This window comes from Parafrankia colletiae (genome assembly GCF_001854655.1).
Lineage (GTDB): Bacteria > Actinomycetota > Actinomycetes > Frankiales > Frankiaceae > Parafrankia > Parafrankia colletiae.
This window is the reverse complement of record NZ_MBLM01000010.1, coordinates 1-13,754: the sequence shown is the minus strand read 5'-3', so window position 1 is coordinate 13,754 and position 13,754 is coordinate 1. Positions and strand designations below refer to the sequence as shown.

12 protein-coding genes and 1 pseudogene are annotated in these 13,754 nt (G+C 70.7%); 8 read left to right on the top strand and 5 right to left on the bottom strand.

Annotation, left to right across the window (positions count from 1 at the left end):
- The first annotated feature begins 131 nt into the window (after positions 1-131).
- The 7 genes and pseudogenes from CC117_RS03495 to CC117_RS03465 all read left to right on the top strand — a co-directional run bounded on the left by CC117_RS03495 (position 132) and on the right by CC117_RS03465 (position 7,640).
- Positions 132-845, top strand: a complete 714-nt coding sequence (locus tag CC117_RS03495; protein WP_071082329.1) for a 3'(2'),5'-bisphosphate nucleotidase CysQ — start codon at positions 132-134, stop codon at positions 843-845.
- 57 nt (positions 846-902) lie between these two features.
- Positions 903-1,291 (top strand): annotated as a pseudogene (locus CC117_RS03490) (SDR family oxidoreductase); the annotation flags it as partial.
- Positions 1,292-2,252: 961 nt separating this feature from the next.
- The gene (locus CC117_RS03485) at positions 2,253-3,185 is read left to right on the top strand and encodes an ABC transporter ATP-binding protein (RefSeq protein WP_071082326.1); all 933 of its coding nucleotides are present in this window, start codon (positions 2,253-2,255) and stop codon (positions 3,183-3,185) included.
- Positions 3,182-4,057, top strand: a complete 876-nt coding sequence (locus CC117_RS03480; protein ID WP_241829804.1) for an ABC transporter ATP-binding protein — start codon at positions 3,182-3,184, stop codon at positions 4,055-4,057. The genes CC117_RS03485 and CC117_RS03480 overlap by 4 nt, the downstream gene beginning before the upstream one ends.
- A gap of 51 nt (positions 4,058-4,108) precedes the next feature.
- Positions 4,109-4,999 carry a branched-chain amino acid ABC transporter permease gene (locus CC117_RS03475; RefSeq protein ID WP_071082325.1) on the top strand — a complete coding sequence of 297 codons (891 nt, stop codon included), beginning with the start codon at positions 4,109-4,111 and terminating at the stop codon, positions 4,997-4,999.
- Positions 4,992-6,167 carry a branched-chain amino acid ABC transporter permease gene (locus tag CC117_RS03470; RefSeq protein ID WP_071082324.1) on the top strand — a complete coding sequence of 392 codons (1,176 nt, stop codon included), beginning with the start codon at positions 4,992-4,994 and terminating at the stop codon, positions 6,165-6,167. Before CC117_RS03475 ends, CC117_RS03470 begins: the two co-directional genes overlap by 8 nt.
- A gap of 198 nt (positions 6,168-6,365) precedes the next feature.
- Positions 6,366-7,640, top strand: a complete 1,275-nt coding sequence (locus CC117_RS03465; RefSeq protein WP_131803004.1) for an ABC transporter substrate-binding protein — start codon at positions 6,366-6,368, stop codon at positions 7,638-7,640.
- A 72-nt stretch (positions 7,641-7,712) separates the two neighbouring features.
- Here the strand turns inward: CC117_RS03465 and CC117_RS03460 are convergent, their stop codons facing one another.
- The 3 genes from CC117_RS03460 to CC117_RS03450 all read right to left on the bottom strand — a co-directional run bounded on the left by CC117_RS03460 (position 7,713) and on the right by CC117_RS03450 (position 10,117).
- Positions 7,713-8,921 carry an IS701 family transposase gene (locus tag CC117_RS03460; protein WP_071082323.1) on the bottom strand — a complete coding sequence of 403 codons (1,209 nt, stop codon included), beginning with the start codon at positions 8,919-8,921 and terminating at the stop codon, positions 7,713-7,715.
- 104 nt (positions 8,922-9,025) lie between these two features.
- Positions 9,026-9,343 (bottom strand): hypothetical protein, encoded by a 318-nt coding sequence (locus tag CC117_RS03455; RefSeq protein ID WP_131803003.1) that lies wholly within the window; start codon positions 9,341-9,343, stop codon positions 9,026-9,028.
- Between the two features lie 36 nt (positions 9,344-9,379).
- Positions 9,380-10,117 (bottom strand): SDR family oxidoreductase, encoded by a 738-nt coding sequence (locus CC117_RS03450; RefSeq protein WP_071082321.1) that lies wholly within the window; start codon positions 10,115-10,117, stop codon positions 9,380-9,382.
- 120 nt (positions 10,118-10,237) lie between these two features.
- On the opposite strand from CC117_RS03450, the gene CC117_RS03445 reads away from it, so the two are divergent.
- Positions 10,238-11,035, top strand: coding sequence for a helix-turn-helix transcriptional regulator (locus tag CC117_RS03445; protein ID WP_071082320.1), 798 nt, complete (start codon positions 10,238-10,240; stop codon positions 11,033-11,035).
- Between the two features lie 182 nt (positions 11,036-11,217).
- Here CC117_RS03445 and CC117_RS03440 read toward each other — a convergent pair whose 3' ends face one another.
- Positions 11,218-12,942: a serine/threonine-protein kinase gene (locus tag CC117_RS03440; protein WP_241829801.1), complete on the bottom strand. Its 1,725-nt coding sequence runs from the start codon at positions 12,940-12,942 to the stop codon at positions 11,218-11,220.
- Positions 12,943-13,289: 347 nt separating this feature from the next.
- Entirely contained in the window at positions 13,290-13,658 is a 369-nt protein-coding gene (locus tag CC117_RS03435; RefSeq protein WP_256385343.1) for an NUDIX hydrolase, read from the bottom strand.
- Positions 13,659-13,754: the final 96 nt, after the last annotated feature.

The window sequence follows — 13,754 nt, the reverse complement described above, 5'->3', positions numbered from 1 at the left end:
GACCTCCACCTCGACGCCTCCGGCACCACCACCCCCGAAACCTGCGCCGACACCGTCATCAACCACCTCCACCACACCGGCATCCTCACCCCACCGGAGCCCTCATGACCACCGCGGGCGAGGTTGCCGGCATGGACGACCACGTCCTCGCGGCCTGGCTGGCCGAACGCGCCGGCGCCCTGCTGCTCGACATCCGCTCCCTGGGCGGCAAGGAGGGCGACCGGCAGTCCGACGAGCTGCTGCTGCGCCTGCTCGCCCAGGCCCGCCCGGACGACGCCGTCCTGTCGGAGGAGAGCGCGGACAGCCCGGCCCGCCTCGACCGCGAGCGGGTCTGGATCGTCGACCCGCTCGACGGCACCCGCGAGTACGGGGAGCCGCCCCGCGAGGACTGGGCCGTCCACGTCGCGCTGAGCACCGGCGGCCAGGCGACGATCGGTGCCGTGGCGCTGCCCGCCGCCGGGCTCGTCCTGGGGACCGGCCAGCCCCCCGTTGTCCCGCCCGCGGCCGCGGGGCCGGTGCGGCTGGCGGTCTCCCGCACCCGTCCACCGGCCTGCGCCGAACAGCTGCGCACCCACCTGGACGCCCAGCTGGTGCCGATGGGCTCCGCCGGGGCGAAGGCGATGGCCGTGGTCCGCGGGCAGGTGGACGTCTACGCGCACTCGGGCGGGCAGTACGAGTGGGACTCCGCCGCCCCCGTCGCCGTCGCCGCGGCCGCCGGGCTGCACGTCTCCCGGCTCGACGGCACGCCGCTGCGCTACAACCAGGCCAACCCGTACCTGCCGGACCTGCTCGTCTGCCGCCCGGAGCTCGCCGCGACGGTCATCAGCGTGCTGCAGGACAGCTGAACACGGACGGCGCAAGGCAGTCTTCCTCGGCGGTCGACCTGGGCTGGGCTGGGCGTCGACGCGGCGTCCGCCTGGGCGCTCGAACGCGGCAAGGCGGACTACCTGTGGAGCAGGCAGACGGTCTGCGCCTACGTGGCGAGCAAGGCGGCGCCGCTACTGAAACGGGGCATCCGGATCAACACCATCTACCCGGCCCCACCGAGACCCCGCTGGCCCAGGCCAACAAGCAGACCTGGCTCGGGTTCGGCGCGGGCTACCGGGCCGAACTCGGCATCGAGGCGGCGACGTCGCTGCAGCAGGCCTACCCGCTGCTCTTCCTGTGCAGCGACGCCGCCTCCGCGATCAACGGGATCACCCTCGTGACCGACGCCGGCTACTTCAGGTCGGGTATCACCGGGTCGTTCCCGAACGCCACCCCCACTGTGCAGTTCTTATTCAGCCTGTAGCCATCGTGATGGGGTTGCTGTCCAGGACCGGACGGGTTCGATCCGAAGCCCTCGGACCGGTCAGCACCGGCGCCTTTCGAATTCTTTCGGCTGGATTCAGAACGTACCCGGATCAGTTGCGCATCCGCCGCGCCGGCTCGACGGGGCCTTCTGACCGCAGGTCGCCCCCTCCTCCCGCGCCGAGTTCCCGGCCGCGAGCCCGCGCGCCAGGCCGCGCGCGAGCCCGAGCCCCAGGTACTCCGGTGGGCGACAACCACGACGAGTACGGCTCGCGGCCGTTCACCAGGACCGGGAAAGAGCCGCACACATCGCCACAACAGGCGTCTACGTTCGGAGCTTTATACCCTCGGCGACCATAATCACCATCTCTCGGAAAGCCGGAGACGAGCTGGCGCGGGCCGTGCCATCGRCTCAGACAAATACGTTTACGACACGTTTACGACACGTTTACGACCCATTGAAAACGGCAGCTCGAGGCCATCCGCCACAGTCGCGAATACAAGCATATGACGCCCGCCGCAGCATGACGGGATCCCGCGAGCAAAAAGATGGCACTTGATTTCGGGCCGCTTCGGGCCCATCTCCCGGCACGCCTTCCGCATCCGGCGCCRCCGCGCCTGGACGGCCCCGCCACCCTTGCCGAAACAGCGCGACGGTCGCAAATTGCCGGCATGCCTCTGCCCCGAATGACGGTCGAGCGACCGCGCGCTGGCGGCCGCCGCCGCGGCAGCGGGCCACTCCACGGGGCAACGCGGGGATCCAGCGGTGGGCGGGCCACGGGGCCGCGGGCGGTGGTCGACAGACACCTGGCCCGGGCAACCTAACAAAGTACCGAGAAAATGCCGGCATCGCTTGTGCCGCAGAGTCTGGCGGATACATGATCTGCCGCCTGCAGAACATTTCTTTCACACCAGAACACGCAGGTCATAGGCATCGACCAACACTTCGTCGGAGGGCGGCTTTGGAGCTGGACGTCAGCGGCCTGCAGGTCACCTACGCGGGGGTCATTCGCGCCCTCCGGGACATTGACCTACGCGTTGGGACCGGCGAGATAGTCGCCGTGCTCGGGAGCAACGGGGCGGGCAAGACGACGCTGCTGCGCGCCATCACGGGCTCCCTGAAACGCCACCGAGCCAGGGTCGACAAAGGCCAGGTCACCTTCGGCGGGCGGTCGCTGGTGGACGCGCACCCGGCGGACGTTGTCAACCGCGGGGTCGTTCTCGTCCCGGAGGGGCGCCGTGTGTTCGGGCGGCTGTCCGTCGAGGAGAACCTCAAGGCGGGCGCGATATCCGTCCGCAGCCGGGCGACCCGGGCCGAGCGCCGGGAAAAGGTGTACGGAATGTTCCCCCGGCTCGCCGAGCGCAGTGGGCAACGCGCCGCGCTGCTCTCCGGCGGCGAGCAGCAGATGCTCGCCATCGGCCGGGCGCTGATGTCTGGCCCTCGGCTGCTGCTGCTGGACGAGCCGTCGCTCGGCCTGGCGCCGCAGATCGTGACCCACATCGGTGAGGTCCTCAGGCAGATCAACCGGGAGGGCACGTCGGTGATGCTCGTCGAGCAGAACGCCGCGATGGCGCTCGGCGTGGCCGACAACGGCTACGTCCTGGAGCTCGGCCGGGTGGAGCTGTCGGGCCCGGCCGCCGAGCTGGCTGCCTCCGACGACATCGCCTCGCTGTACCTCGGCCGGGGGCACGCCGACGGCACGGACCGCGAGGCGCCGGGCAAGCCGGGCGGGCCGGGCGGGCCGGGCAGTGGTGTCGGGGGGTCAGGCAGTCCCGGCGGGCCGAAGGCCGGCACCGCGGCGCAGCAGCCGACGTTGAGCCGCTGGACCCCGCCGCCCCGCGGGCGCTTCGGGCTGCTCGGTGCCGGCGCGGTGACCGGGGCTGGCCGGCCGTGACGATCCTGGGCAGCAAGGGCGACAGCGACGCCGACCCGACCCGTACCGCGCACGGGGACGTCGCGGCGCTGGAGGTCGATGACGTCACCGTCCGGTTCGGCGCGCTCACCGCGCTGTCCGGGGTGTCGCTGCGCGCCGAGCCCGGCACGGTGCACGCGGTGATCGGGCCGAACGGTGCCGGCAAGTCGACGCTGTTCAACGTCATCTCCGGGGTGTACCGGGCGTCCGCCGGCAGTGTGCGGCTCGGCGGGACGACGCTGACCGGGCGGCGCCCGCATCGGATCACCGCCCTCGGTGTCGGGCGGGCGTTCCAGAACATGGCGGCCTCGCCGAGCGAGTCGGTCGAGGAGAACATCATGCTCGGCCGGCACCTGCTGACCCGGGCCGGCTTCGTCGGCTCCGGGCTGAAACTGCCGTGGGCGGTGCGGGAACAGCGGCTGCACCGGGCGCGGGTCGTCGAGATCGCACAGTTCGTCGGCCTCGGGCACCTTCTCGACCGGCCGCTGGGCATCCTCTCCTACGGCGACCGCAAGCGGGTCGAGGTGGCCCGCGCGCTGGCGACCGAGCCGCGGGTGCTGCTGCTCGACGAACCGGTCGCCGGCATGAACGCGGCCGAGACGCTGCGGATGTCGGAGATCGTGCTGTCCGTCCGCGAGTCGCTCGGGATCACCGTGCTTCTGGTGGAACACGACATGTCCATGATCATGTCGGTGGCCGACCGGATCAGTGTCCTCGACTTCGGCCGGCTCATCGCCGACGGCACGCCGGCGCAGATCCAGAACGACCCGGCGGTCATCGCCGCCTACCTCGGCACCGGCACGGAGACCGGAGCCGCCCCGGCGCCCGCACCCGCCACCGCACCGTCCCCGTAGTCGCGACACACGCCTCGGCCGACGCCCCGCCCCGACCGGAGAGCCCTCGCTTTGACCACCTTCCTGTCGTTCCTCCTCAACGGCCTGTCGCTCGGGTCGTTGTACGCCCTGATCGCGCTCGGTTTCGTCATCATCTACAAGGCCAGCGAGATCCTGAACTTCGCGCACGGCGCCTTCCTGCTGCTCGGCGCCTATGTGATCGCCCGGGTCGAGCCGTCGGTCGGCTTCGCCGCCGCCGTCGCCATCGGCATCGCCGTGACCGCGCTGGTCGCGCTCGCGTCGGAGCAGATCCTGTTCTCGCGGGTGCGCAGTGCACACGTGGCCTCACTGACGATCATGACCCTCGGCCTGGACGTCCTCATCACCACCGATCTGACCAGACGGATCGGCTCCAGCGTGATGTCGCTCGGCCAGCCGTGGGGCGCCGACGTCGTACGCCTGGGCGGCGTCAACATCAGCGAGAACCGGCTGACCGCGATCGGTGTGGCGTTCGTGCTCATCGGCCTGCTGTTCGCCGCGTTCCGCTTCACCAGCTGGGGAGTGGCCCTGCGGGCGGCGGCCGAGGACCCGGAGGCCGCGGCCCTGATGGGCATCCGGCAGGCGCGGGTCGGCGCGGTCGCCTGGCTGATCGCGGGTGGCCTCGCCGCGGTCGCGGCCGTGTTCCTGACCGGCAGCCCGACGCCCGGCCTCGAACCGAACCTGCGCACGATCGCGTTCGCCGCGTTCCCCGCCGCCATCCTCGGCGGTCTCGACTCGACGACCGGGGCGCTGGCCGGCGGCCTGATCGTGGGTGTCGCCGAGTCCCTGTTCGCCGGCTACAGCTCGGACCTGACCTTCCTCGGCGGCGGCTTCAGCGTCGTCGTCCCCTACGTGGTGATGATGCTCGTGCTCGTCGTCCGGCCGGCCGGCCTGTTCGGGACGAAGGAGCTGCACCGTGTCTGACACGACGACGCAGAACACACCGGCCGCCGGGCCGGGCTCCACAGCGCCGGGCACGGCCGGCACGCGCCGCGCTCTGCCGCTGCGCCGCCCGGCCGCGGGCAGCCTGCTGCTGATCGTGTTCGTCGCCGTGCTGGCGGTGCTGCCGTTCTACCTGGAGGAGTTCTGGCTGCGCACCGGCTTCGCGGTGTTCGGTGCGGCGATCGGCGCGATCGGCCTGAACATCCTGGTCGGCACCACCGGCCAGCTGTCGCTGGGGCACGCGTTCTTCCTGGCCGTCGGCGGGATCAGCTACTGCTGGCTGTCYGGAGAGTCGAACGACTCCGGTTCGCACCCGTACGTCGGCCTCGGACTGCCGCCGCTGGTCGGCATGGTGCTCGCGGTCGGCATCTCGGGTCTCGCCGGCCTGGTCTTCAGCCCGATCGGCGCCCGCCTGAAAGGCCTCTACCTCGGCATCGCCTCGCTGGGGCTGGTGTTCGTCGGCATCCACGTCTTCAACTCGATCAGTGAGGTCAGCGGCGGCCACAACGGGCGCGTCGTGCCCGACTTCTCGCTGTTCGGGTTCACCTTCGACGACACCGACCCGGACCTCTACGTCCTCAATGTGGAGTTCGAGAAGTTCGAGCGGCTGTGGTATCTCGGCCTGGTCCTGGCGGTCGGGTGCTACCTTTTCGCGCGGGCGGCGCTGAACGGACGTCCCGGCCGGGCGCTGCGGGCGGTACGGGACAGTGAGATCGCGGCGTCGGTGAACGGCGTGAACGTCACCGCGTACCGGGCGAGGGCATTCCTGCTCTCGTCGATGTACGCGGGTCTGTCCGGTGTGCTGTTCGCGCTGTCGATCGGCAGTGTGGCACCGGAGTCGTTCGCGATCGAGATCTCCGTCCAGTACCTGGCGATGATCGTGCTCGGCGGGCTGGGATCGGTGGGCGGCGCGTGCGCCGGCGCGGCGTTCGTGACCGCGCTGCCCTACGTTCTCAGGCAGTACGCCGAGTCGATTCCGGGGCTTTCCGAGCCGGGAACCGGCGGGGTGAGCTATTCCGAGGCCGCCCGGTACGCGTACGGCGCGGCGGTCATCCTGGTGATTGTCTTCTGGCCGAGCGGGCTGGCGGGAATCACCCGCGGCCTGAAAGCGGCAGCCAGCAGACGCGCCTCTCGGCAGGCCCCGACCTGACGGCGGGCGCACGACCGTTCAGCCCTCCGAACCACCCGGCCCTCCGAACCACCCGGCCCTCCGAACCACCCGGCCTTCCCGAACCACCCTGCCTGCCCGAACCGACCGAATGACCCGCCGGCCGCGCCGCTACGGGGATACGCGCGCGTCTTTCCCGGCAATCAAGTGAACGCAAGTGAGGGGACCAGGATGCACGGTATGAGAACCAGGCGATCCGGCCTGATGCGCCCGGTCGCGGCGATCGCCGCGGTGGCGGCGCTCGTCACGGCCGCGTCGTGCAGCACGAAGGGCGACGACGAGGACACACCGCCGGCCGAGAACAGCACCGGCGTCGTCCGGACCGGGGCCGGCATCGAAGGCGACGTCATCACCCTGGGAGTGCTGACCGACTTCACCGGCGTGAACGCGGCCAGCGGCAAGGACGTCACCGAAGGCCAGCGGATCTACTGGGACCAGCTGAACAAGGGCGAGAAGATCTGCGGCCGGTTCACCGTCGAGCTGGACATCAAGGACCACGGCTACAACGTGCAGACCGCGGTCACGCAGTACGCGGAGAGCTCCGGTGACGTCCTCGGGTTCGTCCAGGTCCTCGGTTCCCCGATGGCGACCGCGCTCATTCCCGAGCTGGAGAAGGACGGCCTGATCGGCATTCCGGTCGCCTGGGCGAAGAACCTCGCGGCGAGTCCCGGCTATGCGGTTCCCGGCCCCACCTACGACGTCGAGACCATCAACGGCCTGGACTACCTGCTCTCGGAGGGGCTGATCAAGGAAGGCGACAAGATCGGCCACATCTTCCACGACAGCGAGTACGGCAACAACGCGCTCGAGGGCAGCAAGTTCTTCGCCGCACAGCACGGCCTGACCATCGCCGAGCAGCGCATCGGCGCGGCCGAGCCGGACATGACCTCCAGGGTCACCGCGCTCGCCGCCGAGGGAGTCAAGGCGATCGTCCTGACGACCCAGCCCAGCCAGACCGCGGGTGTCGCCGCGGCGGCGAACGGCGCCGGGCTCGACGTGCCGCTTCTCGGCAACGCCCCGACGTTCTTCCCGACTCTGCTCGACACGCCGGCCCGGGACAACCTGATCAAGAACTTCTACCTCGTGGGCCCGAACGTCGGTGTCGGCCTGCCCCCGGCGGCCGACCTGCTGAAGGCGTACAAGGACAAGTTCCCGAACGTCGAGCCGTCGAACAGCGTCGTCACCGGCTACTCGTCGTCGAAGATCATGGAACTGATCCTGCAGAAGGCGTGCGAGGACGGCGACCTCACCCCGGAGGGTGTGCTCGCCGCGAAGGCCGCCATCAGCCCCGCCGAGACCGACGGGCTGACCGGCACGCTGGACTTCTCCAAGACAGGTATCTCGCCCTCCCGGGAGAGCTTCCTGGCCCGGCCGAAGCCCGGCGTGCCAGGCAGCACCGAGGGTGTCGAGGGCAACTACGAGGGACCGACGGTCGCCGCCTACGTCCGCAGCTGACGTCGACGTCCGATCCGGGGCCGTTCGGTGGGCGAACCAGCCCACCGAACGGCCCCGCCGCGCTCCGCGCGTCTACTGGCTCGCGCGCAGGCGGGTGCGGATCGCCTGCGCGACGCTGACGAGGGTGACGTGTCGGTGCCAGCCCGTCCACGAACGGCCCTCGAAGTGGTCCAGGCCGAGCGCGTCGCGCAGTTCCCGGTAGTCGTGCACGATCCGCGACCGGATCCGGGCGAGGTGGACCAGCTCACGCAGCTCGGCGTCGGCGGGCAGCGTCGACAGCCAGTAGTCACTGGGCTCGGGTGTGCCGGGCGGCCACTCGGCCAGCAGCCAGCATTCCGGTGGGCCCTGCTCGGGGGTCGACGTCCGGATCCGCAGCGCGAGGAAGCGGGAGCGCCGCAGCCCGGTGCCGGTGACCTCGACCGGGCCCAGCTGCGTGCCGGCCCGCCAGGGCACGAACCGGCCGTCGGGCCAGCTGCTGGCCATGACCAGGGTGCGCAGGTCCCGCGGCAGGTCGGGGTGGGCCGTCGCGGGCGCCGGACGCCCGCTGTCCGGGTACGCCGCCGGCGCCGTGTCGGCCGCCTGCGCGGTCGCGGTCGGCGTGACCGCCACGACGTAGGGGACGCCCCGCTCGGTGAGCCCCCGCCGAAAGGCCGTGACGTCCCCGTAGGTGGCGTCCGCGACGACCGGACGGGCGGGCATCCCCCACCCGCGCAGCTCGTCGATCATGTCCAGCGCGAGTCGCCATTTCTCCTGGTGCCGCTGGTCGTCCGGGATTGCCGCCTGCGCCCGCCGGGCCCGGGCCACCGCGATCTGGCCGGGATCGCCCAGGGCGGTGTCATCCCACGAGGGGGGCAGGAAGAGCCGCCAGTTCAGCGCCGCCGACATCTCGTCGGTCACCGCGTGCGCCGACACCCCGATCTGGCAGTTCCCGACCCTGCCCAGCTTGCAGGAGTACATCCGGGCGACACCGGGCGAGGTCGGGCCGTCCTTCGGGAAGCCGCTGTCGTCCACCACCAGCGCGACCGGGTCGAGGGCACCGACAGCCCACCGGGTCAGCCGCCGGCGGACGTCCCGGTGGTCCCAGGTCGAGCTGGTGATGAACTGCTGGAGGCACTGGTGGTCGACCGCGAGCCGGTCCGCCATCGGACGCATCGACTTGCGCCTGCCGTCCAGCAGCAGGCCACGCAGGTACAGCTCGCCCTTCGCCCGCTGGTCACGCCGCCGCAGCCCGCCCAGCATGTCCTCGGCGAACGCCTCGACGATCGGACGGGCCCGCTCCATCTCCTCCGGCCTCACAGGGCAATCCCACACCGGCGAGATCTGCGCCACATCCGATAGCGGCCGAAAACTCCCCCGAAAGTGCCAGTGCGGCCGGTAGTGCCCGGTCAGTCGCTGCGGCCCCAGTAGCCGCAGAAGGAGACGTGCTCCCGCGGCAGTCCGCGTTCGGCCAGCAGGTGCCGGCGGGCCCGTGGCCGGCGGTCGGGTTCGTCGTCCTGCCGCTGCTGCTCGTCCTGTCGTTCCTGTCCACCGGGCTGGTGCCGCTCACCGACCTGCCCGGGTGGATCCAGCCGTTCRCCCGGGTCAACCCGTTCTCGGTGATCGTGGAGGCGACCCGACGCTGGCTGCTGCCCGGACTCGCCGGGCTGCTGGTCGTCCTGGCGGTGGTCTGCCTGCTCCGGTGCCCGGCACACAGCCACGACCACGACCACATCCGCGGCGGCCGCACCGGTCCTGRGGGCTCAGCTCTGCGCGGTCGGACGGACGACGATCTCGCTGACATCGATGCCGGCCGGCTGTTCGATCGCGAAACCGATGGCCCGGGCGACTGCGTCGGGTGGAATGGCGATCTGGTCCCGCATCCTGGTGACCTGCTCTCGGACAGCGGGATTGGAGGACGCCTCGGCGAAGCCGGTGTCGATCGGGCCCGGCGAGACGGTGGTCACCCGCAGCGAGTCGCCAGCCTCCTGGCGCAGGCCCTCGCAGATCGCCCGGACGGCATGCTTCGTGCCGGCGTAAACGGCCATCGTAGGAACGATCCGGAACGCGGACGTGGACGCGATGGTCACGAAGTGCCCGGCGCCCTGCGCCCGGAAGACCGGCAGTGCGGCCCCGATCCCGTGCAGCACGCCCTTGATGTTCACGTCCACCATCCGGTCCCACTCGTCGACGCGCAGGTCGTCGAGTGGGGAGATCGTCCCATCCCCCGCGTTGCTGACCAGCACGTCGAGCTGGCCGAACCGGTCACGGGCCAGCTCGACCAGCGCCGACACGTCCTCCCGCCGGGTCACGTCCGTGCGGGTCGCAACGGCTTCGCCGCCTGCCTTCCTGATCCGGTCCGCCAGATCCGAGAGCCGGTCGACCCGTCGAGCCCCGAGGACGACCCGGGCGCCGTTCTCGGCCAGATGCAGCGCCGTCGCCTCCCCGATGCCGCTGCTCGCGCCCGTGATGACCACGACCTTGCCGTCGGTTCTCGTCATGATTCCTGGCTTCCCTCGTGTGGTGCAGGTGTGTGGTGCCGAGATGTCACGGCCAGTCTGCGGCGGAAATACCCTGGTATCCAGATGGCTCTTATTCTGGTACTGGAGGTGCCACCGTCGATGCCGGAGCAGATCGCCGACCGACGCGAGCTGGGTGCGTTCCTGCGCGCCCGCCGGGAGCGGCTCACCCCCGCCGAGGTCGGGCTGCCACATACCGGCCGGCGCCGGACTCCGGGCCTGCGCCGCGAGGAGCTGGCGTTGCTCGCCGGGATGAGCGCCACCTGGTACACGTACCTGGAGCAGGGCCGCGACGTCCGCCCCTCCGAGCAGGTACTCACCGCGCTCGCCTCCGCCCTGCGCCTGGGTAGGGCGGAACGCGACCACCTCTTCTACCTGGCGGGAAGCTCGCCAGGCGGCCTGCCCGGCGCGGCCGGCGCCACAGAGCAGCTCCCCGCCGAGGTGTCCGCGGTGCCGCTGCTGCTCCAGCCGTACCCGGCGTACATCATCGGCCGCAGCTACGACGTGCTCAGCCACAATCCGGCTGTCAGCACGCTGTTCCCCGGACTGATCGAGACAGCAACGCCGAACTTCGCCCGCTGGGTGTTCACCGCACCGGTGGCCCGCGAGGTCGTGGTCGACTGGGAGCCGGAGGCGCAGGGCCTGCTCGCACGCCTGCGTACGCTCGCCGCCCGGCACCCCACCGATGCGGCCGTCTCGGCGCTGGTCGCCGAGCTGCGCGAGGCCAGCCCGGAGGTACGCGCATGGTGGCCGCGGTACGACGTGCAGGAGCGGCACAGCGGGCGCAAGCGGCTGCGGAACTCGGACGGCCGTACGAGGGACTACGCCTACACCGCGTTTCACCTCGCCGACCAGCCAGATCAGACCCTGGTGATCTACACCTGCGTCGAGCTGCCCTGAACGAGCGGCCACACCGCCCTGGCGGATCAGTAGTGCCGCGTCAGGCGTCAGGCACCGTTCCGCGTGACACAGCGTTGGTCGCGCGCTCGGGGCGAACCAACGGGTGGTGTACACCGAGCCGGGACCAGGACCCGGTCGCGATCTGTCGGACTTCCTGGGCCCCGCCAGTGCCGCCGGAGAGCTCAGCCCCCCGTCTGGGAGGCGCTCACGCGAGCGTCTCCCAGCACAACCGATGAATCAAGGTAGCCTGGGTACCTCTCCTCGGTGTCTCCACCAAGGTGAAAAATCGAGATTCTCAGCCGGAGAATGCCCTTAACATCGATGTCGGCTGGGACCGCACTTCCGACAGACAGCTGCTCGGACATCAGCAGCCGTCCGTCGCCGTGGATCTCAACCCGGTACCTGGCCGAGCTGATTGACTTGTCCGACAGACCGATCGTCGCCTGAAGCCGCTGGCGGGAACGACCGAGATTGAACTCAGCCCGGGCTCGGCCGGGCCAGCGGGAGTCCTCGTCGCCCGTCCACAGCAGGACACTGCGCGGATAGGCGACTCCGCTCACCTCGGCATCGGCGGCGGAGTCGCCACCGGAGCTTTCCACGAAACCGTCAGTTTCCACCGCTTCCAGGTCCGCCAGATAGACCACCTCATCGGCCACCGGCGCATCCGTCGCCGTTGTCGACGGCTGCTCCGTACCACCCTGTTCCCCGTCCGTGCCCGACGGAGGCAGCTCCGAGCCCGGCGACCGGGGCAGGGGCACCTGCGATGCGGGAGGCAGCCCGGAGAGCTCGTCGCCGCCGTCGTCACCGGAGATGCTCACCAGGACGACCACCAGAACAACAACGGCCGCGATCACCGAGGCGGCCAGCCAGACCGGTTTCGCGGGCCACCCCGACGCCGGCGGCCGAGGCCCGTCCGGTGGCGGCGCCCACGGGCGCGGCCCGTCGGCTGTGTCCGACGGAGGTGCCACCCCTGCGAATCCGGTTGGCTGCAGGGGTGGCGGCGAGATCACCGGTTCAGGGTCGGGCGGTGCGGCCAGTGCGTACCTCGTCAGGTCGGCGGCGACCGTGGGAGGCAGCCAGCCCTCGCCGGCCCGGAGCCGGTCGTCGGCGGAGACAGCTCGGCAGAGTTCGATCAGGCGCTCGGGGGCGGGGCGCCCGGCAGGGTCCTTCAGCACACAGGGCGCCAGCACGGTGCGCAGCCTGGGTGGGCACCGTTCCCAGTCCGGCTCCTCGTTGAGAACACGGTGGAACACAGCCGCATCCGCTCCGAAGGGCAGTTCGCCGGTGACTGCGTAGTACGCGGTGGCGCCGAGCGCGAACACGTCCGCCGATGGCCCGAGGCCGGCACCGCGCACCTGCTCGGGCGCCATGAACGCAGGTGTGCCGATCTGCGCCCCGGTCTGGGTCCGAGCCGCCGAGGAGGCCATCGCCGCGCGGGAGATACCGAAGTCGATGACCCGCGGGCCGTCGACGGCGAGGATGACGTTGCCGGGTTTGAGGTCCCGATGGATGATTCCGGCACGATGGATGACCTGGAGCGCCTCGGCGATGCCCGCGATCAGGACCAGCACGGTCTCCTCCGGCAGCGGGCCGAGYCTGGAAACCGCGCCCGCGAGTGACGGCCCGGGAACGTAGGCGGTCGCCAGCCAGGGCCGATCCCCGTGTGGGTCGCTGTCGATGACAGGGGCGGTGTAGAGACCCTGTACCTGCTGCGCGATCCTCACCTCGGTGGCGAACCGGCGGCGGAAGTCGGGATCGGTCGCGAACTCGGCACGGGCCACCTTGACCGCCACCGGACGGCCGCCCGGGGTGTAGGAAAGATAGACCGCTCCCATACCGCCCTCGCCGATCCGGGCACGGAGAGAATACCCGCTGATCCTGCGCGGATCATCGTCACGGAGCGACATGAAGACCGGGTCCCAGTCCGGTGACGACGAAACCCCAGGTGGGACGGATTGCGGAGGCTGAGAACCCGCCGTCGATCCCGCCGGCACATCGCTGGGCATCGCACTCCCGTCGGTAAGCACGCCTCGCACCCGACGATCCGAACACGTCCGACCGGAGGACGGGATTTCACCTGTTCCGACCGGCCAGTCGGAAGTCCAAATCGCCGCACACGGTAGCAATCCATGCAGCTTACCGTCGAGGTACTCACCAACAGGGGCGGTCTCTCAGCAGGGGACGTCGTGCGCTCTCCCCGCCATATGTCCGGGTGTGGGGCGGCCGCCAGAACGGGGCTATCAGGACGGGGCTGTCAGGACGGGACGCGGACCAGCCGGTTCAGGAATTCGGCCTGCTCGCGGATGGTGTCGGGCGGGATCTCGGTGAACCAGCCGGTCTCGCTGCCCTCGGCGCTGCCGACCGGCTGCCCGCTGCTGATCGTCGTGTCGAAGGCGATGCCGATCGGCCAGCCACGGTACCCGTCCGCCGCCATGAACGGATACTCGATGTAGCCGAGGAGGTCGCCGACGGCGACCGAGACGCCCAGCTCGCGCGCGGCCACCCGGGCCACCGCCGCCGTCAGCGACTCGCCGAAGAACACCGTGCCGCCCGGCAGATGCCACTGCCCCAGGCAGGGCTCGATGTCCCGCCGCGCCAGCAGCACGCCGGCAGGTCCGGAGATGACTGAGGTGCTGCCCGTTTCTCGGACACCGACGTAGCGGGACTATACCAGCTTTATGCTGCCTCCTTCATGGAGTTCTGGGTTTCCTGGTATGCG

Excerpts from the sequence above, each read along its gene's own strand:
- CC117_RS03465 (WP_131803004.1), top strand. The coding sequence starts at position 6,366 with ATGAGAACCAGGCGATCCGGCCTGATGCGCCCGGTCGCGGCGATCGCC.
- CC117_RS03460 (WP_071082323.1), bottom strand. The coding sequence starts at position 8,921 with ATGGAGCGGGCCCGTCCGATCGTCGAGGCGTTCGCCGAGGACATGCTG.
- CC117_RS03445 (WP_071082320.1), top strand. The coding sequence starts at position 10,238 with ATGCCGGAGCAGATCGCCGACCGACGCGAGCTGGGTGCGTTCCTGCGC.
- CC117_RS03450 (WP_071082321.1), bottom strand. The coding sequence starts at position 10,117 with ATGACGAGAACCGACGGCAAGGTCGTGGTCATCACGGGCGCGAGCAGC.
- CC117_RS03495 (WP_071082329.1), top strand. The coding sequence starts at position 132 with ATGGACGACCACGTCCTCGCGGCCTGGCTGGCCGAACGCGCCGGCGCC.